We start from the raw sequence: 20,965 nt of genomic DNA on the forward strand, positions 1-20,965 counted from the left end.
TTTTTCCTCTTCGGTGGCAGAGTCAGTGGGTTTTAAGTGGCCGACCCCCGACCGGCCGGCTCACCACCCGCGGGTCGCGTAGCGCTCGCTCTCCGGGAGCGTGGCGACGTTGATGCCGACCATGGGCTCGCCCAGGCCGCGCGACACCTTGGCGATGACGTCGGGGTCGTCGAAGAACGTGGTCGCCTGGACGATCGCCGCAGCGCGCTGCGCCGGGTCACCGGACTTGAAGATGCCCGAGCCGACGAAGACGCCCTCGGCGCCCAGCTGCATCATCATCGCGGCGTCGGCGGGAGTGGCCAGGCCACCTGCGGTGAAGAGGACGACGGGCAGCTTGCCCAGCCGCGCGACCTCGCGCACGAGCTCCACGGGGGCACGCAGCTCCTTGGCGGCCACGAACAGCTCGGTCTCGTCCAGGGTGGTCAGCCGTCGGATGCCGGCCCGCAGGGCACGCATGTGCCGGGTGGCCTCGACGACGTTGCCGGTGCCGGCCTCGCCCTTGGAGCGGATCATCGCCGCACCCTCGGAGAGGCGGCGCAGGGCCTCGCCCAGGTCGGTGGCTCCGCAGACGAAGGGCACCGTGAAGGAGTGCTTGTCGATGTGGTGCGCCTCGTCGGCCGGGGTCAGGACCTCGGACTCGTCGATGTAGTCGACGCCGAGGGACTGCAGGACCTGGGCCTCCACGAAGTGGCCGATCCGGGCCTTGGCCATCACCGGGATCGAGACCGCGTCGATGATCCCCTGGATCATGTCGGGGTCGCTCATCCGTGCGATTCCGCCCTGGGCCCGGATGTCGGCGGGCACCCGCTCGAGCGCCATCACGGCGACCGCGCCGGCGTCCTCGGCGATGCGCGCCTGCTCCGGGGTGACGACGTCCATGATGACGCCGCCCTTGAGCTGCTCGGCCATCCCCCGCTTCACGAGACCGGTGCCGGTGGCGGAGACCGCCTGGTCGAGGTGCGCTGCCACGGGTGTCCGCCTTCGATCGCCGAGATTCTCGTGCTCGACTCTACGTGCTTCAGCGCCCCGGTCGGCCGACGGGATCGGTCACCTTCGTCACGCCCTCGATCCGGTCGTCGATGTCGAAGTAGCGCGGGAGCGGTCGCGAGCGGTGCAGTCCCAGCCAGCGGGCGAACCGCCGGCCGCGCAGCTCCCGAGTGTCCCGGACGGCATCGTTGTAGAAACGGCGGGCCAGGGCGACGCGGGTGAGCGTGCCCGCCAGATCTGTGCGCAGGGCGTTCGGCACACCGGGGAGGTCCGACGGGAGCTCGCGCAGCTCCCGTCCGAGGGCGTTCTCCGCCAGCTCGCGGTCCCCGCGGAGCGAGGCCCGCGCCTGCGCGGCGGCCGCCGCCAGCCGCTCGGCCGTCTCCTCGCCCAGCGCCGCCGGGTGGTTGCGGGCCAGCTCCTCCGCCAGACCCACCCGCCGCTGCAGCTGCGCATCCAGCGCGGCCTCCGCCCGCTCCACCCGCAGGGCCAGCCGGCGCAGCCGGGTGAGGGTCCAGCCGGTCCAGACCGCGAGCAGCACGAGGACGCCGGCGGCGATCAGCAACCACACCTCGGACGTCACGGTCGTCGAGGCTAGCGGCGCACCCGCCGGATCCGGGGAGGTCGCGCCGCGGTACCTGCCGGTGGCACCCCCGGGACGTCGTCCTCGGGGCCTGCCGTGACCGGTCCACCACCCGGCGGGAGCACGGTCTCGTAGACGGCGAGGATCCGGCGGGCCAGCACCTGCCAGTCGTACTGGGCGGCCAGCTCCGATCCCCGGGCGGCCAGCTGGGCCCGTCGCGCGGGGTCGCCGAGCAGCTCCGACAGCGCCCGGCCGAGCGCTGACGGGTCGTCGCGGCGCACCACGATCCCCGCCCGGCCGTCGTCGAGGACGCGGACGAAGGCGTCGAGGTCGCTGGCGACGACCGGCGCCCCGGCGGCCATGGCCTCGATGAGGATCACACCGAAGGACTCGCCCAGGAGGTTGGGCGCGCAGTAGACGTCGACGGTGCGCAGCAGCGCCGCCTTGCCGGCCTCGGGGACCTCTCCCAGCAGCGCGACGTGCGGGCGGAGGTCCTCCCCCACCATGCGCTCCAGCTCGTCGGCGTCGCCGCGGCCGGCGATGACCAGGCGAGCGTCCGGGTGGTCCCGCACCACGGTGCGCATCGCCTCGAGCAGCACCGGCAGGCCCTTGCGCGGCTCGTCGAACCGGCCGACGAAGCCGACGGTGGGGCCGTCGGCGCCGCGCGGGCGGCCGGTGAGCGTCGGGCCCTCGGCGAAGCGGCCGACGTGCACCCCGTTGGGGATGATCACCGCGTCGCCGCCCAGGTGCTCGACCTGCACCCGGCGGGCGAAGTCGGAGACCGCGATCCGCCCGGCGATGCGTTCGAGCCAGGGGCGCACGGTCGGCCCGAGCACGACCAGCATCTTCGAGCGGGTGGTGGCCGTGTGGAAGGTCGCGACGATCGGGCCCTGGGCGAGCATGCAGACGAGCAGCGACACCGACGGCGACGACGGCTCGTGCACGTGGACGACGTCGAAGCGCCCTTCGCGCAGCCAGCGGCGCACCCGCGCGGCCGAGACCGGGCCGAACTGCACGCTGGCCATCGAACCGTTGTACGGAACCGGCACGGTCCGGCCGGCGAAGGTGATGAAGGGGTCGGTGATCGACTCCTCGCGTTCGGCGGGGGTCAGCACCTCGACGTGGTGCCCCATCCCGCGCAGCGTCTCGGCCAGGTCGCGCACGTGGTACTGGACACCCCCGGGGACGTCCCACCGGTACGGGGAGACGAGGCCGACGCGCATCAGGCGGGGTCCCTCCGTGCGGAGCGCGGCTCGTCGGCGGGGACGTCGGGCCAGATGCGACCGAGCATGTGCCAGTCCTCGGGACGCTCGGCGATCGACTGGCTGAACGCGTCGGCCACGGCCTGCATCGCGGTGGGCACCGCGGCCCGTGGATCCCCCACGCCGGAGAGCGGGACCTCCGGGTGCACCGTCAGCTCCCAGCCGCGCTCGGTGAAGCGGCAGACGACCGGGTGCAGGGCGGCGCCGGTCTCCGCGGCCAGCATCGCCGCGCCGCCGGGCATGGTGGCCCGGCGACCGAAGAAGGTGACCGGGACGCCTCCGGCGCCGAGGTTGCGGTCGACCAGGAGGCACGCAGATCCGCCGTCGGCCAGCCAGTCCCGCAGGACCTCCGTGCTCGGCCGCGGTCCGCCGGTGAGCGGCACGACCCGCATGCCGAGGGACTCGCGGTAGTCGAGGAACCGCCGGTACAGCGACTCCGGCTTCAGCCGCTCGGCGACGGTCATGAACGGGCCGCCCAGCCAGTGGATGAACCACACGCCGGCGGCGTCCCAGTTGCCGCTGTGCGGCAACGCGAGGATCACTCCCCTGCCCGCGGCCCGCGCGGCCTCCAGGTGCTCGATGCCGGGCACCGTGGTCCCGGCGACGATCCGGTCGGCGCCGAGGGTGGGCAGCCGGAAGGCCTCCTGCCAGTACCGGGCGTAGGACCGCATCGCCGCACCTGTCAGCTCGTCGAGCTCACCCTCGGTCAGGGTGCCGCCGGTGACCACCCGGAGGTTCGCCCGCAGCCGGCGGACACCGGTGCCCTCCCGCGCAGCCGCCCAGTTCCCGGCCCGGTCGAACAGGCCCCGGGCGGCCGCGTCCGGGAGCATCCGCACCGCGCGCCACCCGGCGGCGTACCCGACGTCGGCGGCCCGGCCCAGCAGCCGCTCGCGGCGGCTGCTCACGAGGCGATCCGCGCGCCGGCTGCGGCCCGCTTCACCGCCACGGCCCGCTGCGCGACGGTGACCGCGCTACCGGCGAGCAGCACCCACAGGGCGACGTGCACGGCGTACGGGATCCCCAGGCCGGTGAAGCCGGTGCCGACCAGCACCAGGATGAGGCGCTCGGTGCGCTCGACGACGCCGACGTCGCAGGCCAGGCCCATGCCTTCGGCGCGCGCCTTGATGTAGGAGGTGAGCACGCCGAGCACCAGGCACAGCAGCGCGAGCAGGACCAGCATCCGGTTGTCACCGTCGCCGGAGTACCACCAGATGAGGGCTCCGAAGATGGCGGCGTCGGCCGCGCGGTCACCGGTGGAGTCCAGCACCGCGCCGAAGACCGAGCCGCCGCCGCGCAGCCGGGCGAGCGCCCCGTCGAGCATGTCCAGCAGCACGAAGACGGTGACGGCGAAGGCGCCCCAGAACAGGTGCCCGGTGGCGATGAGCGCCGCGGCCGCGGCCACGGCACCGAGGGTGCCGGTGATCGTCACCATGTCGGGGGTGACGCCGATCCGGGCCAGCCGGGCGGCCAGCGGGTTCACCACCTTGGCGACGACGGGACGGGCGTTGACGCCGAGCATCAGGCCTCCGTCGAGGTGGAGGGATGGGTGGACGACGCAGCGGAGGACGACCACTGGGCGGCCAGCAGCTCCCGGGTCTCGCGCAGCACCTGCGGGAGCACCCGGGTGAGCCCGACCACGGGCATGAAGTTGGTGTCCCCGCCCCAGCGGGGCACGGCGTGCTGGTGCAGGTGGTCGGCGATGCCGGCGCCGGCCACGGCTCCCTGGTTCATGCCGATGTTGAACCCGTGCGCGCCGGCGACCGCGCGGATCGTGCGCATTGCCGTCTGCGTGAAGGCGCCGAGTTCGGCGACCTCCTCGACCGTCAGGTCGGTGTAGTCGGGCACGTGCCGGTACGGGACCAGCATCAGGTGGCCGGCGTTGTAGGGGTAAAGGTTCAGGACCGCGAACACCGTCGCCCCCCGGGCCACGATCAGGCCGTCCTCGTCGTTCATCGCGGGGATGAGGCAGAACGGGCAGTCGTGGTCACCGGTCGGCTTGTTCTCGCCGCGGATGTAGGCCATCCGGTACGGCGTCCACAGGTGCTCGAAGGCGGTGCCCGGTCCCTCGTCGGTGCTCATCCGGCGGACTCCGCCTTCGGGTCCGCGTTGTTCCGCGCCGCCACCCAGGCGGCGATCTCCTCGACGGCTGCGTCGACCGGCACGCCGTTGCGCTGGCTGCCGTCGCGGAAGCGGAAGGAGACCGCACCCGCCTCGGCGTCGGTGGCGCCGGCGATGAGCACGAAGGGCACCTTCTGCTTGCTCGCGGTGCGGATCTTCTTCTGCATCCGGTCGTCGGAGTCGTCGATCTCCACCCGGAGGCCACGCGCCTTGAGCTTCAGCGCGACGTCGCACAGGTAGGGCACCTGCTCGTCGGTGACCGGGATGCCGACGGCCTGCACCGGGGCCAGCCACGCCGGGAAGGCGCCCGCGTAGTGCTCGGTCAGCACGCCGAAGAACCGCTCGATCGACCCGAACTTGGCGGAGTGGATCATCACCGGCTGCTGCCGCGTGCCGTCGGCGGCGCTGAACCCCAGGCCGAACCGGGCCGGCTGGTTGAAGTCGTACTGGATGGTCGACATCTGCCAGGTCCGGCCGATCGCGTCGCGCGCCTGCACCGAGATCTTCGGGCCGTAGAAGGCCGCGCCGCCCGGGTCGGGCACGAGCTCCAGACCGGTCTCGCGGGCGGCGTCCTCGAGCACCTGGGTGGCCACCGCCCACTGCTCCTCGGAGCCGATGAACTTGGACTGCTTCTCCGGGTCGTCGCCCCGGGTCGACAGCTCCAGGTAGTAGTCGTCCAGGCCGAAGTCGCGCAGCAGGCTGAGCACGAAGTTCAGCAGGTGCCGGATCTCGCCGGGCGCCTGCTCGGGGGTCACGTAGCTGTGCGAGTCGTCCTGGGTGAGGCCGCGGACCCGGGTGAGCCCGTGCACGACTCCGGACTTCTCGTAGCGGTAGACGGTGCCGAACTCGAAGAACCGCAGCGGCAGCTCGCGGTAGGACCGCCCCCGCGACCGGAAGATCAGGTTGTGCATGGGGCAGTTCATGGCCTTGAGCCGGTACTCGCTGTTCTCCAGCTCCATGCCGGGGAACATCGTGTCGGCGTAGTACGGCAGGTGGCCCGAGGTCTCGAACAACCCGCTCTTGGAGATGTGCGGGGTGCCGACGTAGTCGAACCCCTCCTCGATGTGGCGGGCGCGGACGTAGTCCTCCATCTCCCGCTTGACCACGCCACCCTTCGGGTGGAACACGACCAGGCCGGAGCCGATCTCGTCGGGGAAGCTGAACAGGTCGAGCTCGGCGCCGAGGCGGCGGTGGTCGCGGCGCTCGGCCTCGGCCAGGTGCTCCAGGTACGCCTTGTGCGCGTCCTTGCTCTCCCATGCGGTGCCGTAGACCCGCTGCAGCTGCGGGTTCTTCTCGCTCCCCCGCCAGTAGGCGGCGGCCGAGCGGGTGAGGCTGAACGCCGGGATGGTGCTGGTGCGCGGCAGGTGGGGGCCGCGGCACAGGTCGGTCCAGACGCGGTCACCGGTGCGCGCATCGAGGTTGTCGTACATGGTCAGCTGCGCCCCGCCGACCTCCACGTCCGCACCGTCGGCGGCGGGTTGGGTCGGGTCGCCAGCAGAGCCCTTCAGCCCGATCAGCTCGAGCTTGTACGGCTCGGAGGCGAGCTCGGCCTGGGCATCGGCGTCGCTGATCTCGCGGCGGGCGAAGTGCTGCCCGGCCCGGACGATCTCGGTCATCTTCTTCTCGAGGGCCTGCAGGTCCTCGGGGGTGAAGGGCCGCTCCGGGTCGAAGTCGTAGTAGAAGCCGTTCTCCACCGGCGGGCCGATGCCCAGCCTGGTACCCGGGAAGAGCTCCTGCACCGCCTGGGCCAGCACGTGTGCGGCGGAGTGCCGGATCACCGCTCGCCCCTCGGCGCTCGCCGCGGGGACCGGCTCCACCTCGGCCTCGGCATCGGGGGCCCAGGCCAGGTCCTTGAGGTCGCCGGAGGCCAGGTCACGCACGACGACGGCGCCGTCGGGACCCTTGAGCGGGACCCCGGCGTCCTTGAGGGCCTGCTGCGCCGTCGTCCCGGCCGGCACCCGGATCGGGGTGACGGCGGTCGGCGAGGGCGGGGTGGACACAGGAACTCCCAGGGGTCGGCAGGGCATCGGGGCGCCCGGCCGAGGCCGGTCGCCGGCCTTTGAGCCTAGTGCGCTCCTCGCCCCGCGCCCCGCAGCGCGTCGACCGGGGACGACGGCGACACCAGCGGCGACCGCGCCGCATCGGTGGAGGTGAACCGCGCGGCGACGGAGTCCTCGGTCGGGTGCCCTCGGGTGGCGTGCTCGGCGAGGTGGTCCGCGAGGCCGTGGGCCACCCACCGACGGCATGGCGTCGACGTCGGTCGCGCCCTCCTCGCCGCCGCACGCGGCGAGCAGCAGCGTCACCGCCCGGACCTCGAGCCGAGAGCGCGCCGCGGCCGCAGGCTAGAGCAGGACTGCGTCCCCGACGGCGATCTCACCGGGCTGTCGCACCTCGGCATAGACGCCGAGGCAGTGCTTGGGGGTGCGGGTGACGTGGAGCTCGGCGGCGCCGATGCGCACCGTGCGGCCGACCCACGTGCGCTCGTCGTCGTCGGGCAGGTCGAGCAGGACGTTGGCCCGGGGGTCGTCGGCGGAGCAGCCCTCCGGCACGTCCCCCAGCTCGGCGCGGTCGATCGCCTGCCGGGAGACGAGGTGCACGGCGGCGGCATCGGTCGCCGAGCCGCCGGGCGCCGGGGTGATCCGCACCGGCCGGCCGAGCGCCTCGGCGACGACCCGACTGTCGGCGTCCGGGTCTCCCGAGGGCGTGAGCCGGGCCAGAGCCGGGGCGTGCTTGCCGCGCAGGATCTCGCCGCTGCCGCCGTCCACGACGGTCCAGGCACGGTCGCCCTCCGGGCCCGCGTGGGTCAGCCGTACCCGGTCCCTGGGCGTCCCCCCGAGGGACTTCACGGGGTAGACCCAGATCCGGGCGACCTGCCCCGTCCTCGCGTGCGCTGCCGTCACGTCGCAGAGCCTAGGCCGGGACGTCGGCCGCCGGGCTGCCCGACCGGCGGAACCGGCGCAGCTGCGCGTCGAGGTAGGGGCGGGCCCGGCGCTGCCCCCCGGCGCGGGCGATCGCCCGGGCGAGGGCCTCCAGGGTCCGCGAGAGCCGCGCCGAGTCGGCCGGCCAGCCGCGCCTGCGGCACTCCTCCAGCCACTCGACGGGGGTCCGGTGCCCGCGTTCGCCGTTGCAGCGTCCGCACGCCGCGACCTCGTTCTCCAGCCAGGAGGGCCCGCCCTTCACCCGTGGCACGACGTGCTCGGTGGTCGGCCGGACCTGCCCGGAGAAGGGACGCCCGCACCAGACGCAGGTCGACCCGTCCCGCTCGAGGATCAGCAGCAACCGCGCCGCACGGTCGGGCTGCACGCTCACCACTCCATGGTCCTCCGCGGCAGCCCGCCACGCTCGCTTCGGACCACACGAGCTCGGCCGGGGACGCAGTGTCACGGATCGCGGACGAGGACTGGAATACCGCGACAGGGCAGGCGTCGACCCCGACCACACAATTGCAGATCTCGCAACTCTGCTCCTGACACGGACGGCACCGGCCGTCCGCCGACAGAGAGGCCGGATGTCAGATGAACACGACGACGAGGTTCCGCCGCTGGTCGGCGGGGAGCGCGACGCTGGTGCTGGCGGCCGCGCTGGCCGCCTGCGGATCCGATGACGACGCCGGCGGGGACACGCAGGCCGCGGACACCTCCGCCACCGATTCCGCCGCCGCCGATCCGGCGGAGTTCTGCGAGGCGAGCGTGGACGTGGAGTCGGCGGCCGCCGCCGGTCCACCGATCGACGAGACGACGCCGCCGGCCGAGGCCCAGGCCGCTATGGAGGAGTTCGGCGCACAGCTCACCCCCCTGCTGGAGCGAGCGCAGGACACCGCACCCGAGGAGGTCGCCGATGACGTCACCACGGCGGTCGACACGATGAAGCAGGCGCTCACCACGGGCGACATGGCCCCGATGGAGGGTGCCGAGTTCATGGCAGCCGACGACGCGATCGACGAGTACATGCTCGCCGAGTGCGGCTACGAGCAGATCGAGGCCACCGGGGTCGACTACGAGTACGAGGGGATCCCCGACTCGGTTCCCTCCGGCGTCGTGGCCGTGACCTTCCGCAACGAGGGTGAGGAACTCCACGAGATCGGCGTCGTCCGGATCAACGACGGGGTCGACATGCCGCTGGCCGAGCTCGCGGCCCTGCCCCCCGAGCAGTCGGAGTCGATGGTCCAGTTCACCGGCGCGGCGTTCGCCCACCCGGGTGCCTCCGACACGGTGTTCCTGCGCATGGAGCCGGGGCGCTACGGCGCCGTCTGCTTCGTCCCGCAGGGCACGGCCCATGACGCCGAGGGCAGCGGACCGCCGCACCTGGCCCTGGGGATGCTGGCGGAGTTCCAGGCGGAGTGAGCGACCTCCGGACGCCGCTGACCCGCCGGGGATTCCTGGCCGGGTCGGCGGCAGTCGGGCTGGCGCTGGTCCCCGGATGCGGGGGGCCGGCACCGGCGACCGCCCCGGCGCTGCGTCTCCGGCCGGCTGCCATGACCCTGGACCTCGCCGGGACCCCGGCCCGAACCTGGGGCTACGGCACCGTCCCGGGACCGGAGATCCGCCTCCGTGCCGGGGAGATGCTCCGGGTCCGGGTCGACAACGCACTGCCGGAGGACACGACCGTGCACTGGCACGGCCTCGCGCCGCCCAACGCGATGGACGGCGTGCCGGGGATCACGCAGCGGCCAGTCCGGCCGGGCGGGGAGTTCCTCTACGAGTTCCCGGCGGCGGTGCCGGGATCGTTCATGTACCACGCCCACGTGGGCATGCAGCTGGACCGCGGCCTGTACGGCCCCCTCGTCGTCGAACCGCGGGACGAGCCGCTGGCCTACGACCGCGAGTACGTCGTGATGCTGGACGACTGGGCCGACGGGGTGGAGGACCACACCTCCCACGGGGGTGGCCGGGCGGCGCCGCCGCTGCCGGCCGATCCCCGGGACGTCGTCTCCTTCGGCGGTCGCACCTACCCGGTGCTCCTGGTGAACGGGCGACCACCGCTGGACCCGGCCGTCGTCGAGGGACGGCCGGGGGACCGGCTGCGCCTACGGGTGATGAACGTCGCGGCGGACACCGGCTTCCGGTTCGCGGTGGCCGGCCATCGACTCACGGTCACGCACACCGACGGCATGCCCGTCGAGCCGGTCACCGTGGACACCGTCCGCCTCGGGATGGGTGAGCGGTACGACGTCCTGGTCCACCTCGACCGGCGCGGTGGTGCCTGGCAGATCGCGGCCCAGGCGGAGGGCCGGCCCGGCCTCGGGCGCGCGCTGCTCCGCTACACCGGCAGCCCCGTGTCCGCCGCGCCATCGCCCGACCAGCGGCCGGCCGAGCTCGACGGCCGCCTCGTCGGCTACGACGAGCTGCTGGCGGTCGAGCCCCTCTCCCTCCCCGCCGGCACCCCGGACCGCGCCTTCGACCTCACGCTCGACGGCACGGAGATCAGCGGGCAGAGCTATCCGGACGCCGACCCGCTGCCGGTCGTGGAGGGGGAACGGGTGCGCCTGACGATGCGCAACACCGGGGCCAAGTGGCATCCGATGCACCTGCACGGCCACCACTTCCAGGTTCTCACCACGAGCGGCCGGGGACCGGTCAAGGACACCGTCGCGGTGCCCGCCCATGGCGGCGAGGTGACGTTCGACTTCCTCGCGACGAACCCTGGACGGTGGTTGTTCCACTGCCACAACCATCACCACATGGAGGACGGCATGGTCCGGCTGGTCGAGTACCGCCACTGACCGCGCGCGGACGTCGGGACCCGGCCCGCTCACGCCGGCCCCGGACCAGGACGGGACGGATGCGCCAGCACCCCGGAGGAGACGCATGGGGACGCTCGTCCACTCGATGATCAGCTCGCTCGACGGCTACGCCGAGGCGGCCGAGCGCCAGGATCGGACCCGGAGGCGGTCCGCCGACTCGGGCCCCGGACACCGAGAAGGGCCAGGCTTTCCCATCTCTGGGTCCGCCTGGCCCTTCTTCCGGTGGGCGATACTGGGTTCGAACCAGTGACCTCTTCGGTGTGAACGAAGCGCTCTACCACTGAGCCAATCGCCCGTTGCGTCTCCAAATTATGCCAGACGCTCATCGCCAGAGCGGCACCCACCCCGGCACCCAGTCCGGCACCCCCATCATGTGCAGCGTCAGCACGAGGACGCCGTAGACGAACGCCGCCGTGGCGAGCCCGACGAGCAGGCGGACCCAGATCGACCGGGCGGTCAGCCAGTCGGTCCAGCGCTTGACGTGGTGCTTGGTGAACTCCAGCAGTCGTTCGGCCCAGGTGAACTCGCTCGCCAGCACGAACAGGCCGGCGATGACGGTGAGCCACCCGGGCCCGGGCAACGGGATGGTGACGAAGCCGACGGCCACGATCAGGCCTCCGACGACGCCCACGCCGACTCGGTAGCTGTGGTTGAGGCTGCGACTGGCGGCGAGCCGACGGCGCCAGCGGGCCTCGGCCACCCGCTCGCGAAGGCTGTGCACCTCGTCGGCGTCGTACCGCGCCCGTCGCTCGTCGGCGGTCTCCCCGTGCGACCGCGGGGGGTGGGCGGCTGCCGCCGTCATGTCCGATCCGCTCAGCTGGTCACCTCGCCGCTCGCGACTACCTCCGTCGGAGCCGACGGAGCCTGGCGACCGGGCTCGAGGCTGATCCCGTAGCCGGGGAACTCGTCGAGTCCGGTCGCACCGGAGCCTACGGTTTCGACGGCGATCTGTGGCCGTTCGACGTCGAACGTGCCGAGGGCCACCGGGCCGCCCTGCCCGAGGCCCCAGAGCACGTAGGTCTCCGCGGACACGTCGTTGCGCTCCAGGCCGTTGGTCACCACGTGGACGACGTCGTCACGGGCGACGAGGGTGGCCAGGTCCTCGCCCTCGGCGGCGAGGGGGACGACGACGGACTTCCCCGGCCGGGTGAGCTCGGCGACCACGGCCTCCTGCGCCGCCACGGTCGCCTGCAACTCCTCGCGGGACTGGCTGAGCACGGCCGTCCAGGTGCCGAGCCCCACGACCGCGGCGACGGCGGCGGCCACGAGCACCCTGCTCAGGGTCCGCGACCGGGGCGCGGCCGGACGCGGCACCGACCCGGTGTGCTCGGCCCCGCTCGACGAGGGCGCGGGAACCGGCACGGCGGCGGTCGGCGGGGGCAGCTGCTCGGTGGACTCGACCGCGGCGCGCAGGCGGGACCGGAGCTCCGGCGAGGGCGCTGCCGGGGGCAGGTCACGCGCCATGGCGGCCATCGCCTCGGCGGTCTCGCCAACCGTCCGGGCGCAACGCTCGCAGCCCGGGAGGTGACGGGCGAACGCGGCCTCGTCGTCGGGCTCGAGGGCGTGCAGCGCCCATCCCACGGCCAGTTCGTCGTGGGCGTGCTCCCCGGTCATCGTGCCGTCCCGTCCAGGGGCGCGCTGCCGTCCAGGGCGCTCCCACCCTGACCCGACAGCCCGCCGAGTTCCGTCTTGAGCCGGCGCATCCCCGCCAGCATCCGTGTCTTGACCGTGCCGAGAGGCGTGCCGGTGAGGGCCGCGACCTCCCGCTGGGTGTAGCCGCCGTAGTAGGCCAGCGTCAGCGCCTCGCGCTGCGCGGTGGGCAGCACCCCGAGGGCGCTCCGCACCTGGTCGGCGACGACCCGCGACCAGGCGTCGTCCTCCACGTCGCGGGTGGCGATCGGTGCGTCCAGCACCGCCTCCTCCTCCGCGCGGCCCTGCCGACGACGCTGGGACTCCTCCCGGCGCACGGCGTCGACGGCCTTGTGGTGGACGACGGCCAGGAGCCAGGAGGCGAAACTGCCCCGGGCTCGGTCGTAGGCCCAGGGATCCCGCCAGACACCGAGGAAGACGTCCTGCAGCACGTCCTCGGCGAGGCCGTCGTCGGCGAGGATCCGTCGCGCCAGTGCGAAGGCCGGCCGGCGGAAGCGCTCGTAGAGCTCGTCGACCGCCCCGCGCTCCCCCGCACGGATGCGCTGGAGGATCTCGACGTCCCCGACGCCGTCCTCCGATCGGCGCACCGGTCGACTCACGGCTCCCATGGTCACACGAAGCGTTCGCAACGTCCCAGCCCTGCGGTTCGGTGTGGTTCGTGGGACGCATGTGACGGGCGGGACTGGTGTGTGACAGGACGTCACTTTTGGGGCCCCCCGTCGTTGACCGGACATGACGAGCCGATGGACGCCCGGTCACATCTCCCCCATCACTCTTCAGCTGGTCGGCCCGCAGTCGTGGACCGAGATCCCCGCGCTGCTCTGCTACGACCCGTCGGACCCCTTCGCGGTCCGCATCGCCTTCGGCGAGATGGACGAGCAGGACGACGAGGGCATCGCCTGGCTGGTGGGACGGGAACTGCTGCAGGCCGGCCTGGAGCGCCCGACCGGCGACGGCGACGTGCGCATCTGGCCGGCGCAGGCCAGCACGGACGTGGTCTTCCTGCACCTGCGCGCCCCCTCCGGCGAGGCGCTGTTCGAGTTGTCCCGCGCGACCGTCGCCGCCTTCCTGCGGCACACCGAGGCGCTGGTCCCCTCCGGGTCGGAGAGCGCGCTGCTGCACCTCGACCAGGAGCTCGACGCGCTGTTGTCCAACGGCGGGCCGGACTCTCCGAGCCGCTGACCTGCGGAGACTCGGCGGCGGAGCCTGCTCGGGATGGGTGGGGGGACCCCCCTTCAAACCCTCTCCGGCAGTCCGCTAGAGTTCTTCCCGTAACGCGGATGTGGCTCAGTGGTAGAGCATCACCTTGCCAAGGTGAGGGTCGCGGGTTCGAATCCCGTCATCCGCTCGGAACCTCGGGCGCCGGTCGAGAGACTGGCGCCCGCGTGCGGTGGAGTGGCCGAGAGGCGAGGCAACGGCCTGCAAAGCCGTCTACACGGGTTCAAATCCCGTCTCCACCTCGTCTCCTCCGCGGAGCACGAGCGCGGAGGAGGGTCTGGTCGCGAGGCCGGAACGGGCGATTGGCGCAGCGGTAGCGCGCTTCCCTGACACGGAAGAGGTCACTGGTTCGATCCCAGTATCGCCCACCACGAAGAGCCCCAGGTCCGATGGCCTGGGGCTCTCGCCGTTCCAGGGCCCGACGGTGCCGGCCGGGGCCGGTCAGCCGACCGCTGGAGCCACCCGCTCCCTCCAGAACCGCTCCACCTGCTCGGCCAGTTGGTCGGGCGTGCCGCTGTTGTCGAGCACCACGTCGGCGACGGCTCGGCGCTGCTGGTCCGATGCCTGGGCGGCGATGCGCGCACGGGCGTCGGCCTCGCTCAGGCCACGGCCGATCAACCGCGCCACCCTCGTCCCGGGATCGGCCTCCACGACCAGCACCAGGTCGTACGAGCCGGCCTGACCGGTCTCCACCAGCAGCGGGACGTCGTTGACCACCACCGCATCCGCCGGGGCGGCCGCGATCAGCTCGGCGGATCGCCGCCGCACCAATGGGTGCACGATCGCGTCGAGGCGACCGCGCGCCGCGGCGTCGGCGAACACGATGCCCGCCAGGGCGGCCCGGTCCAGCGCCCCCTCGGACGTGAGCACCTCCGGTCCGAATTCCGTCACGACGGCTTCGAGCCCCGGCGTCCCCGGTTCCAGCACCTCGCGCGCGATCAGGTCGGCGTCGACAACGAGCGCGCCGCGCTCGGCCAGCAGGGCCGACACCGTGCTCTTGCCCGAGCCGATGCCGCCGGTCAGTCCGATTCTCAGCACGCACGGACAGTAGCGACCGCCCAGGCCAGATCACGGACGGGTAACACACACCTCACGAGTCCGGCGCGTCGCAGTGGTCACACGAGCCCCACCACTAACGTTCGTCCTGGCGATCTTCCCCGCCGAGAGAGGCAGAACGAGAACATGTCCGGTCACACGCCCGCTGCATCCCCGTCGACCCGCGCCGCCCGCCGTGGCGCCGGACGGCACCGGCTCGGCGCCCCCACCGGTGTCCGTTGCGCCGACATCCCCGCGGTCCGCGACCGGATGCAGTTCCAGCGGCCTGCCGTCGCCCACCGCAGCTCGCTGCTGCGCTGGATGTTCTCGACGCCCACCACGGGGCGCCACACCTGGAGCTTCCTCGCCGGCTCGGGCGGTCGCCCGCGCACGGCGTTCGCCATCATCCTCAGCCTCTGACCCCGTCCCGTCCTGCTCGGACGGGAACGCTGTTCGAGGCCGCGGGCATCGCCTCCGGCTCGCTGCTCGACGTGGTCACTCCACGTCCGCGCCAGGCCTCGGTCACCCGTGCTCTACGAAGGGCCCGTGGACGTCGTCGTCCACGGGCCCTTCGCAGTCGTGTGTGCGGTTGGGTGCGAGGGGCCCGCACAGCCCCACCGCTCCGCAGAGAACGACAGAGGCCCAGGACCCGTGCGGGTCCTGGGCCTCTGACGTGCAGTGCTAGCGCGGGTCAGACCCTGGAGGTCACTCGCCGCCGCCGGCCAGCTTGGCACGCAGCGCCGCGAGCGCCTCGTCGCTGGCCAGGGTGCCACCGGTCGCCGGGGCGTCGGTACCAGCGGCGTCGTCGCTGGAGTAGCTGCCACCGGCAGCTGCCTCGGCGTCGGCCTCCTTGGCGGCCGCGATCTGCTTGCGGTGCGCCTCGAAGCGGGCCTGGGCCTCGGCGTACTGCCGCTCCCACGTCTCGCGGGCCTCGTCGTAGCCCTCGAGCCACTCGCCGGTCTCCGGGTCGAAGCCCTCGGGGTAGATGTAGTTGCCCTGCTCGTCGTAGGACGCCGACATGCCGTAGGCGGCCGGGTCGAACTGGTCCTCCTCGCCGACGACGCCCTCGTTGGCCTGCTTGAGCGAGAGCGAGATGCGGCGGCGGTCCAGGTCGATGTCGATGACCTTGACCAGGATCTCGTCGCCGACCTGCACGACCTGCTCCGGGATCTCCACGTGGCGCTCGGCCAGCTCGGAGATGTGGACCAGGCCCTCGATGCCCTCGTCGACGCGCACGAACGCACCGAAGGGGACGAGCTTGGTGACCTTGCCGGGCACGACCTGCCCGATCTGGTGCGTGCGGGCGAACTGACGCCACGGGTCCTCCTGCGTCGCCTTCAGCGACAGGGAGACCCGCTCGCGGTCCAGGTCGACGTCGAGGACCTCGACGGTGACCTCCTGGCCCACCTCGACCACCTCGGACGGGTGGTCGATGTGCTTCCAGGACAGCTCGGAGACGTGCACGAGGCCGTCCACGCCACCCAGGTCGACGAACGCGCCGAAGTTGACGATCGAGGAGACGACACCCGAGCGCACCTGGCCCTTGGCGAGCTTGTTGAGGAACTCGCTGCGGACCTCGGACTGCGTCTGCTCCAGCCACTGACGACGGGAGAGGACGACGTTGTTGCGGTTCTTGTCGAGCTCGATGATCTTCGCCTCGAGCTCGCGCCCCACGTAGGGCTGGAGGTCGCGGACGCGGCGCATCTCGACCAGCGAGGCCGGGAGGAACCCGCGGAGCCCGATGTCCAGGATGAGACCACCCTTGACGACCTCGATGACGGTGCCGGTGACGACCTCGTCGGCTTCCTTCTTCGCCTCGATCGTGCCCCAGGCGCGCTCGTACTGGGCGCGCTTCTTGGACAGGATCAGACGGCCTTCCTTGTCCTCCTTCTGGAGGACAAGCGCTTCCACCTCGTCGCCGACGCTGACGACCTCGTTGGGGTCGACGTCGTGCTTGATGGAGAGCTCGCGCGAGGGGATGACGCCCTCGGTCTTGTAGCCGATGTCCAGCAGCACCTCGTCCCGGTCGACCTTGACGATGACGCCCTCGACGATGTCGCCATCGTTGAAGTACTTGATCGTCGCATCGATGGCGGCGAGGAAGTCCTCGGCCGTACCGATGTCGTTGACGGCGACCTGGGGGGTGCTGGAAGGACGGACCTGGGTGGAGGTCATGTGGTTGGTAGCTCCGGACGGGGGATGCGTAGGGACAGGGCACCCACGGCCGCACGACCGCGGGGAGGAACAGCGGGAAGAGCCGGCGCGGCCCGTCCCGCGAGGGGAGGACACGTCAGACCTCTGACGCTCCTCCATGGTACGGACGCCGGGACGGGCGGGTCCACCTGGGTGGACCGGGTGGTCCGGGCGGCGGCGTGTCACGATCGGCGTGTCATGAGCGTCCCCCCGCCGTCCCCGTCCCTGCCCCTGGCGAGCGACGGCTATCCCGCCGCGGGCGGGGTGGCCCGCCGTCCCGCCGGGTCCGCGGAATCGGTGCGCGCCAACCGCGCCTGGTGGGATGCCGCGGCACCCGCGTACCTGGCCGAGCACGGGTCGGACCTGGGTGACGCCGATTTCCTCTGGTGCCCCGAGGGGCTGCGGGAGGCCGACGCCCACCTGCTCGGCGACGTCGCCGGCCGTCGCGTGCTGGAGATCGGCTGCGGCTCGGCGCCGTGCTCGCGCTGGCTGCGGACCGCCGGGGCCGACGTCGTGGCCCTCGACCTGTCCGGCGGGATGCTCGCCCGCGCCGCCGAGCTCAACCGGGCCACCGGTATCGCCGTGCCGCTCCTGCAGGCCGACGCAGGCGCGCTGCCGCTGGCCGACCGGAGCGTCGACCTGGCCTGCTCGGCGTTCGGCGGGCTGCCGTTCGTGGCCGACGTCGAGGGCGCCCTGCGGGAGGTGGCCCGCGTGCTGCGACCCGGCGGGCGATTCGTCGCGTCGGTGAACCACCCGATGCGCTGGCCCTTCCCCGACTCCCCCGATCCCGGGGACCTGCGGATCGTCTCGTCCTACTTCGACCGCACGCCCTACGTGGAGACCGACGAGCACGGGCGCACGGTCTACGTCGAGCACCACCGGACGGTCGGCGACTGGGTGCGGGCCGTCGTCGCCGCGGGGCTGGTCCTGGAGGACCTGGTGGAGCCGGAGTGGACGCCGGGCCGCACGGAGAACTGGGGGCAGTGGTCCCCAGAGCGCGGGCAGCTCGTCCCCGGCACGCTGATCATGGTCTGCAGGCGACCCTGAATCTCAGGTGGAGGCTGGGGCCGTCCACCGTTCCAGTCACTGGCCGCCTGTGCGCACGGCTCGACCGCGACCGCCTCGATGTAGCGGCCCGGAGTGCAGATCGCTGCCGTCGTGCACGAACTCGTGCGGGCCTCCGCGCGCGTGCTCCCGGTTCACATCCGGCTGCTCGTCCACGAACACCCGTTGGACGAGTAGCCGGGCCCGACTGTCGCGTCGCGGGCGCCAGGTGGGCGGTGTGCAGCAGCGAGACGGCCGTGGACGGTCCTCAGTGCGCGGCGGCGTCCCAGCTGGCGCCCACGCCCACGGAGACCTCCAGCGGGACCGACAGCTGCGCGGCGCCGGCCATCTCACGCCGGACCAGCGCCTCCAGGGCGCCCCTCTCCCCCGGCGCGACCTCGAGGACGAGTTCGTCGTGCACCTGCAGCAGCATCCGCGAGGCCAGCCCCTCGGCCGCGATCGCCTTCTCCACGTTGAGCATCGCGACCTTGATGACGTCGGCCGCCGAGCCCTGGATCGGCGCGTTGAGGGCCATGCGCTCGGCCATCTGCCGCCGCTGCCCGTTGTCGCTGGTCAGGTCGGGCAGGTAGCGGCGCCGGCCCAGGGTCGTCTCGGTGAAGCCGGTCTGCCGCGCCTCGGCGACGACGCCGTCGAGGTAGTCGCGGATCCCGCCGAAGCGCTCGAAGTAGGCGTGCATCTGCTCGCGCGCCTCCTCGACGGAGATGCGCAGCTGTCCGGACAGCCCGTAGGCGGACAGCCCGTAGGCCAGGCCGTAGCTCATCGCCTTGATCCGACGCCGCATCTCCGGGTCCACCTCGGAGATCGGGATGTCGAAGGCCTTGGAGGCGACGAAGCTGTGCAGGTCCTCCCCCGACATGAAGGCCTCGATCAGCCCCTCGTCGCCGGAGAGGTGCGCCATGATCCGCATCTCGATCTGGCTGTAGTCCGCCGTCATCAGCGACTCGTAGCCGGCGCCGACGACGAAGGCCTGCCGGATCCGGCGCCCCTCGGCGCTGCGGATCGGGATGTTCTGCAGGTTCGGGTCGGTGGAGGACAGCCGTCCGGTCGCCGCGATCGTCTGCTGGAAGGTGGTGTGGATGCGCCCCACGTCGTCGACCATCGGGATGAGGCCGTCGATGACCGTGCGCAGCCGGGTGACGTCGCGGTGGCGGAGCAGGTGCTCCATGAAGGGGTGCCCGGTCTGCTCGAACAGCCAGGTGAGCGCATCGGCGTCGGTGGTGTAGCCGGTCTTGTTCTTCTTCGTCTTCGGCAGGCCGAGCTCGTCGAAGATGACCGCCTGCAGCTGCTTCGGGGAACCGAGGTTCACCTCCCGGCCGATGACGGCGTAGCACTCGGCGGCGGCCGCGGCGACGGCGTCGGCGAACTCCTTCTGCAGGTCGTGCAGGAAGTCCAGGTCGACCGCGACGCCCCGGGCCTCCATGGAGGCGAGCACCCGCGTCAGCGGGAGCTCGATCTCACCGAGCAGGTGGGCCCCGCCCTTCTGGCCCAGCACCTGCTCGAGGGCGTCGGAGAGGTCGTTGACCGCCACGGCCTTGAGCACATCGGCCTTGGCAGCCTCCGCGGCCACGTCGTCCTCGCTCGGGCCGAGCCCGTCGAGGGTGAGCTGACCGTCGGCCTCGGCGGTGTCCTTGAGCTCGCGGCGGAGGTAGCGGACGGCGAGGTCGCCGAGGTCGAAGGACCGCTGACCCGGCAGCGCCAGGTAGGCGGCCAGAGCCGTGTCGCTCACGACGCCGGCGAGCTCCCAGCCCCGTGCCCAGATCGCCAGCAGCGGGCCCTTGACCTCGTGCACGACCTTGGGCCGGGCGGCGTCGGCCAGCCAGGCGGCCAGCGCCTGCTCGTCGGCGACGTCGAGGTCCGGTCCGAGGTCGACGAACGCGGTGTGGTCGTCGGCCGCCGCCAGCCCCAGGCCGGTGAGCTCGCCGGTGCCCCGGCCCCAGGTGCCGCGGAAGATCAGCCCGGTGGAGCCGGTCCGCGCGTGGGCGTCCAGCCAGGCACCGAGCCCACCGGCGGGCACCCGGTCGACGCTGACGTCGAAGCCGCCCTCGACCTCGGGTTCGACGCTGGCCAGCGTGGCGAACAGCCGCTCGCGCAGCACGCGGAACTGCAGGTTGTCGAAGAGGGTGTGCACCTCGTTGCGGTCCCAGGCCTGCACGGCGAGGTCCTGCGGGCCCACCTCGAGGGGGACGGCGCGGTCGAGCTCGGTCAGCCGCCGGTTCTGCAGCACCGAGGACAGGTGCTCGCGCAGCTTCTCCCCCACCTTGCCCTTGACCGTGTCGACCTGGTCGACCAGCGCGTCCAGCGAGCCGTACTCGCGCACCCACTTGGCGGCGGTCTTCTCGCCGACGCTCGGGATGCTCGGCAGGTTGTCGCTCGGGTCCCCCCGCAGGGCCGCGAAGTCGGGGTACTGCGCCGGTGTGAGGTTGTACTTGGCCTCGACCTCCTCCGGCGTGAAGCGGGTCATGTCGGAGACGCCCTTGCGCGGGTAGAGAACGGTGACGTGCTCGTTCACCAGCTGCAGCGCGTCGCGGTCACCGGTGGCGATCAGCACGTCCATGCCCTGCTCGACGGCCTGCACGGTGAGCGTGGCGATGACGTCGTCGGCCTCGTACCCCTCGGCGGTGATGACCGGCACCCGTAGTGCCCCCAGAACCTCCTGCACGAGGCTCACCTGGCCGCGGAAGTCCGTGGGGCTCTCGGCACGGTTGGCCTTGTACTCGGCGTAGATCTCGCTGCGGAAGGTCTTGCGGCCCACGTCGAAGGCGACGGCGAGGTGGCTGGGCTTCTCGTCGCGCAGGATGTTGATCAGCATCGACGTGAAGCCGTAGACGGCGTTCGTCGGCTGACCCGTCGTCGTGGAGAAGTTCTCGACCGGCAGCGCGAAGAACGCTCGGTAGGCCAAGGAGTGCCCGTCGAGCAGCAGCAGGCGCGGGCGCTGGGCGGGCGGGTGAGCTGCAGCCGACGGGGCGGCGGGCGCGGAGGTGGTAACCGGAGCGGACATCGCCGCCGATCGTAGTGAAGGACCCCCTCGCCCCCCGTCGCCCGCATGCTCGCGGCGGGCCCCTGCGGGAGGGCCGGCCGACCCGACGAAGCGGCGGTTACGGTGCCGGCATGACC

21 protein-coding genes and 4 tRNA genes are annotated in these 20,965 nt (G+C 72.6%); 8 read left to right on the forward strand and 17 right to left on the reverse strand.

Annotation, left to right across the window (positions count from 1 at the left end):
* Positions 1-60 precede the first annotated feature (60 nt).
* The 10 genes from pdxS to C5508_RS20520 all read right to left on the reverse strand — a co-directional run bounded on the left by pdxS (position 61) and on the right by C5508_RS20520 (position 8,256).
* Positions 61-969 (reverse strand): pyridoxal 5'-phosphate synthase lyase subunit PdxS, encoded by a 909-nt coding sequence (gene pdxS, locus C5508_RS14595; RefSeq protein ID WP_104525677.1) that lies wholly within the window; start codon positions 967-969, stop codon positions 61-63.
* A gap of 49 nt (positions 970-1,018) precedes the next feature.
* Entirely contained in the window at positions 1,019-1,567 is a 549-nt protein-coding gene (locus tag C5508_RS14600) for a LemA family protein (RefSeq protein WP_104525678.1), read from the reverse strand.
* 11 nt (positions 1,568-1,578) lie between these two features.
* Positions 1,579-2,790 (reverse strand): glycosyltransferase family 4 protein, encoded by a 1,212-nt coding sequence (locus C5508_RS14605; RefSeq protein WP_104525679.1) that lies wholly within the window; start codon positions 2,788-2,790, stop codon positions 1,579-1,581.
* Positions 2,790-3,734, reverse strand: coding sequence for a phosphatidylinositol mannoside acyltransferase (locus tag C5508_RS14610; RefSeq protein ID WP_198598097.1), 945 nt, complete (start codon positions 3,732-3,734; stop codon positions 2,790-2,792). Before C5508_RS14610 ends, C5508_RS14605 begins: the two co-directional genes overlap by 1 nt.
* Entirely contained in the window at positions 3,731-4,348 is a 618-nt protein-coding gene (gene pgsA, locus C5508_RS14615; RefSeq protein ID WP_104525680.1) for a phosphatidylinositol phosphate synthase, read from the reverse strand. The genes C5508_RS14610 and pgsA overlap by 4 nt, the downstream gene beginning before the upstream one ends.
* On the reverse strand, positions 4,348-4,908 hold the full coding sequence (locus tag C5508_RS14620; RefSeq protein ID WP_104525681.1) for an HIT family protein: 561 nt from the start codon (positions 4,906-4,908) through the stop codon (positions 4,348-4,350). Before C5508_RS14620 ends, pgsA begins: the two co-directional genes overlap by 1 nt.
* Positions 4,905-6,947: a threonine--tRNA ligase gene (thrS, locus tag C5508_RS14625; RefSeq protein ID WP_232797149.1), complete on the reverse strand. Its 2,043-nt coding sequence runs from the start codon at positions 6,945-6,947 to the stop codon at positions 4,905-4,907. Before thrS ends, C5508_RS14620 begins: the two co-directional genes overlap by 4 nt.
* Positions 6,948-7,012: 65 nt before the next feature.
* A complete protein-coding gene (locus C5508_RS19595; RefSeq protein WP_157944106.1) occupies positions 7,013-7,180 on the reverse strand; it encodes a hypothetical protein in 168 nt (55 codons plus the stop codon).
* Positions 7,181-7,289: 109 nt separating this feature from the next.
* Positions 7,290-7,847: an MOSC N-terminal beta barrel domain-containing protein gene (locus tag C5508_RS14630; RefSeq protein ID WP_104525683.1), complete on the reverse strand. Its 558-nt coding sequence runs from the start codon at positions 7,845-7,847 to the stop codon at positions 7,290-7,292.
* Positions 7,848-7,857: 10 nt separating this feature from the next.
* The gene (locus tag C5508_RS20520; RefSeq protein ID WP_104525696.1) at positions 7,858-8,256 is read right to left on the reverse strand and encodes an HNH endonuclease; all 399 of its coding nucleotides are present in this window, start codon (positions 8,254-8,256) and stop codon (positions 7,858-7,860) included.
* 206 nt (positions 8,257-8,462) lie between these two features.
* Between C5508_RS20520 and C5508_RS14640 the strand changes: the two genes are divergently transcribed.
* Together C5508_RS14640 and C5508_RS14645 are read left to right on the forward strand one after the other, a co-directional pair.
* Entirely contained in the window at positions 8,463-9,290 is an 828-nt protein-coding gene (locus C5508_RS14640; protein WP_104525684.1) for a hypothetical protein, read from the forward strand.
* The gene (locus C5508_RS14645; protein WP_104525685.1) at positions 9,287-10,669 is read left to right on the forward strand and encodes a multicopper oxidase family protein; all 1,383 of its coding nucleotides are present in this window, start codon (positions 9,287-9,289) and stop codon (positions 10,667-10,669) included. The genes C5508_RS14640 and C5508_RS14645 overlap by 4 nt, the downstream gene beginning before the upstream one ends.
* 244 nt (positions 10,670-10,913) lie before the next feature.
* Here C5508_RS14645 and C5508_RS14655 read toward each other — a convergent pair.
* From C5508_RS14655 to C5508_RS14670, 4 genes are all read right to left on the reverse strand, one after another.
* Positions 10,914-10,985, reverse strand: a tRNA-Val gene (locus C5508_RS14655).
* A 27-nt stretch (positions 10,986-11,012) separates the two neighbouring features.
* On the reverse strand, positions 11,013-11,492 hold the full coding sequence (locus C5508_RS14660) for a TIGR02611 family protein (protein ID WP_198598098.1): 480 nt from the start codon (positions 11,490-11,492) through the stop codon (positions 11,013-11,015).
* An 11-nt stretch (positions 11,493-11,503) separates the two neighbouring features.
* On the reverse strand, positions 11,504-12,304 hold the full coding sequence (locus tag C5508_RS14665) for an anti-sigma factor (RefSeq protein ID WP_104525687.1): 801 nt from the start codon (positions 12,302-12,304) through the stop codon (positions 11,504-11,506).
* On the reverse strand, positions 12,301-12,948 hold the full coding sequence (locus tag C5508_RS14670) for a sigma-70 family RNA polymerase sigma factor (RefSeq protein ID WP_232797150.1): 648 nt from the start codon (positions 12,946-12,948) through the stop codon (positions 12,301-12,303). Before C5508_RS14670 ends, C5508_RS14665 begins: the two co-directional genes overlap by 4 nt.
* Positions 12,949-13,072: 124 nt before the next feature.
* On the opposite strand from C5508_RS14670, the gene C5508_RS14675 reads away from it, so the two are divergent.
* From C5508_RS14675 to C5508_RS14690, 4 genes are all read left to right on the forward strand, one after another.
* The gene (locus tag C5508_RS14675; RefSeq protein ID WP_104525689.1) at positions 13,073-13,522 is read left to right on the forward strand and encodes an SsgA family sporulation/cell division regulator; all 450 of its coding nucleotides are present in this window, start codon (positions 13,073-13,075) and stop codon (positions 13,520-13,522) included.
* A gap of 94 nt (positions 13,523-13,616) precedes the next feature.
* Positions 13,617-13,688: transfer RNA gene (locus tag C5508_RS14680), tRNA-Gly, on the forward strand.
* Between the two features lie 41 nt (positions 13,689-13,729).
* Positions 13,730-13,800: transfer RNA gene (locus tag C5508_RS14685), tRNA-Cys, on the forward strand.
* A 54-nt stretch (positions 13,801-13,854) separates the two neighbouring features.
* Positions 13,855-13,929, forward strand: a tRNA-Val gene (locus tag C5508_RS14690).
* A gap of 70 nt (positions 13,930-13,999) precedes the next feature.
* Here the strand turns inward: C5508_RS14690 and coaE are convergent.
* Positions 14,000-14,596, reverse strand: coding sequence for a dephospho-CoA kinase (gene coaE, locus C5508_RS14695; protein ID WP_104525690.1), 597 nt, complete (start codon positions 14,594-14,596; stop codon positions 14,000-14,002).
* A gap of 144 nt (positions 14,597-14,740) precedes the next feature.
* Between coaE and C5508_RS14700 the strand changes: the two genes are divergently transcribed.
* On the forward strand, positions 14,741-15,013 hold the full coding sequence (locus tag C5508_RS14700; RefSeq protein WP_104525691.1) for a hypothetical protein: 273 nt from the start codon (positions 14,741-14,743) through the stop codon (positions 15,011-15,013).
* 285 nt (positions 15,014-15,298) lie between these two features.
* Here C5508_RS14700 and rpsA read toward each other — a convergent pair whose 3' ends face one another.
* Positions 15,299-16,768: a 30S ribosomal protein S1 gene (gene rpsA, locus C5508_RS14705; protein ID WP_104525692.1), complete on the reverse strand. Its 1,470-nt coding sequence runs from the start codon at positions 16,766-16,768 to the stop codon at positions 15,299-15,301.
* Between the two features lie 216 nt (positions 16,769-16,984).
* Here rpsA and C5508_RS14710 point away from each other — a divergent pair, with 216 nt between their 5' ends.
* Positions 16,985-17,833 carry a class I SAM-dependent methyltransferase gene (locus C5508_RS14710; protein WP_104525693.1) on the forward strand — a complete coding sequence of 283 codons (849 nt, stop codon included), beginning with the start codon at positions 16,985-16,987 and terminating at the stop codon, positions 17,831-17,833.
* A gap of 265 nt (positions 17,834-18,098) precedes the next feature.
* Here C5508_RS14710 and polA read toward each other — a convergent pair whose 3' ends face one another.
* Positions 18,099-20,849 carry a DNA polymerase I gene (gene polA, locus C5508_RS14715; protein WP_104525694.1) on the reverse strand — a complete coding sequence of 917 codons (2,751 nt, stop codon included), beginning with the start codon at positions 20,847-20,849 and terminating at the stop codon, positions 18,099-18,101.
* Positions 20,850-20,965: the final 116 nt, after the last annotated feature.

It is taken from the genome of Blastococcus atacamensis (assembly GCF_002938425.1).
GTDB classification, from domain to species: domain Bacteria; phylum Actinomycetota; class Actinomycetes; order Mycobacteriales; family Geodermatophilaceae; genus Blastococcus; species Blastococcus atacamensis.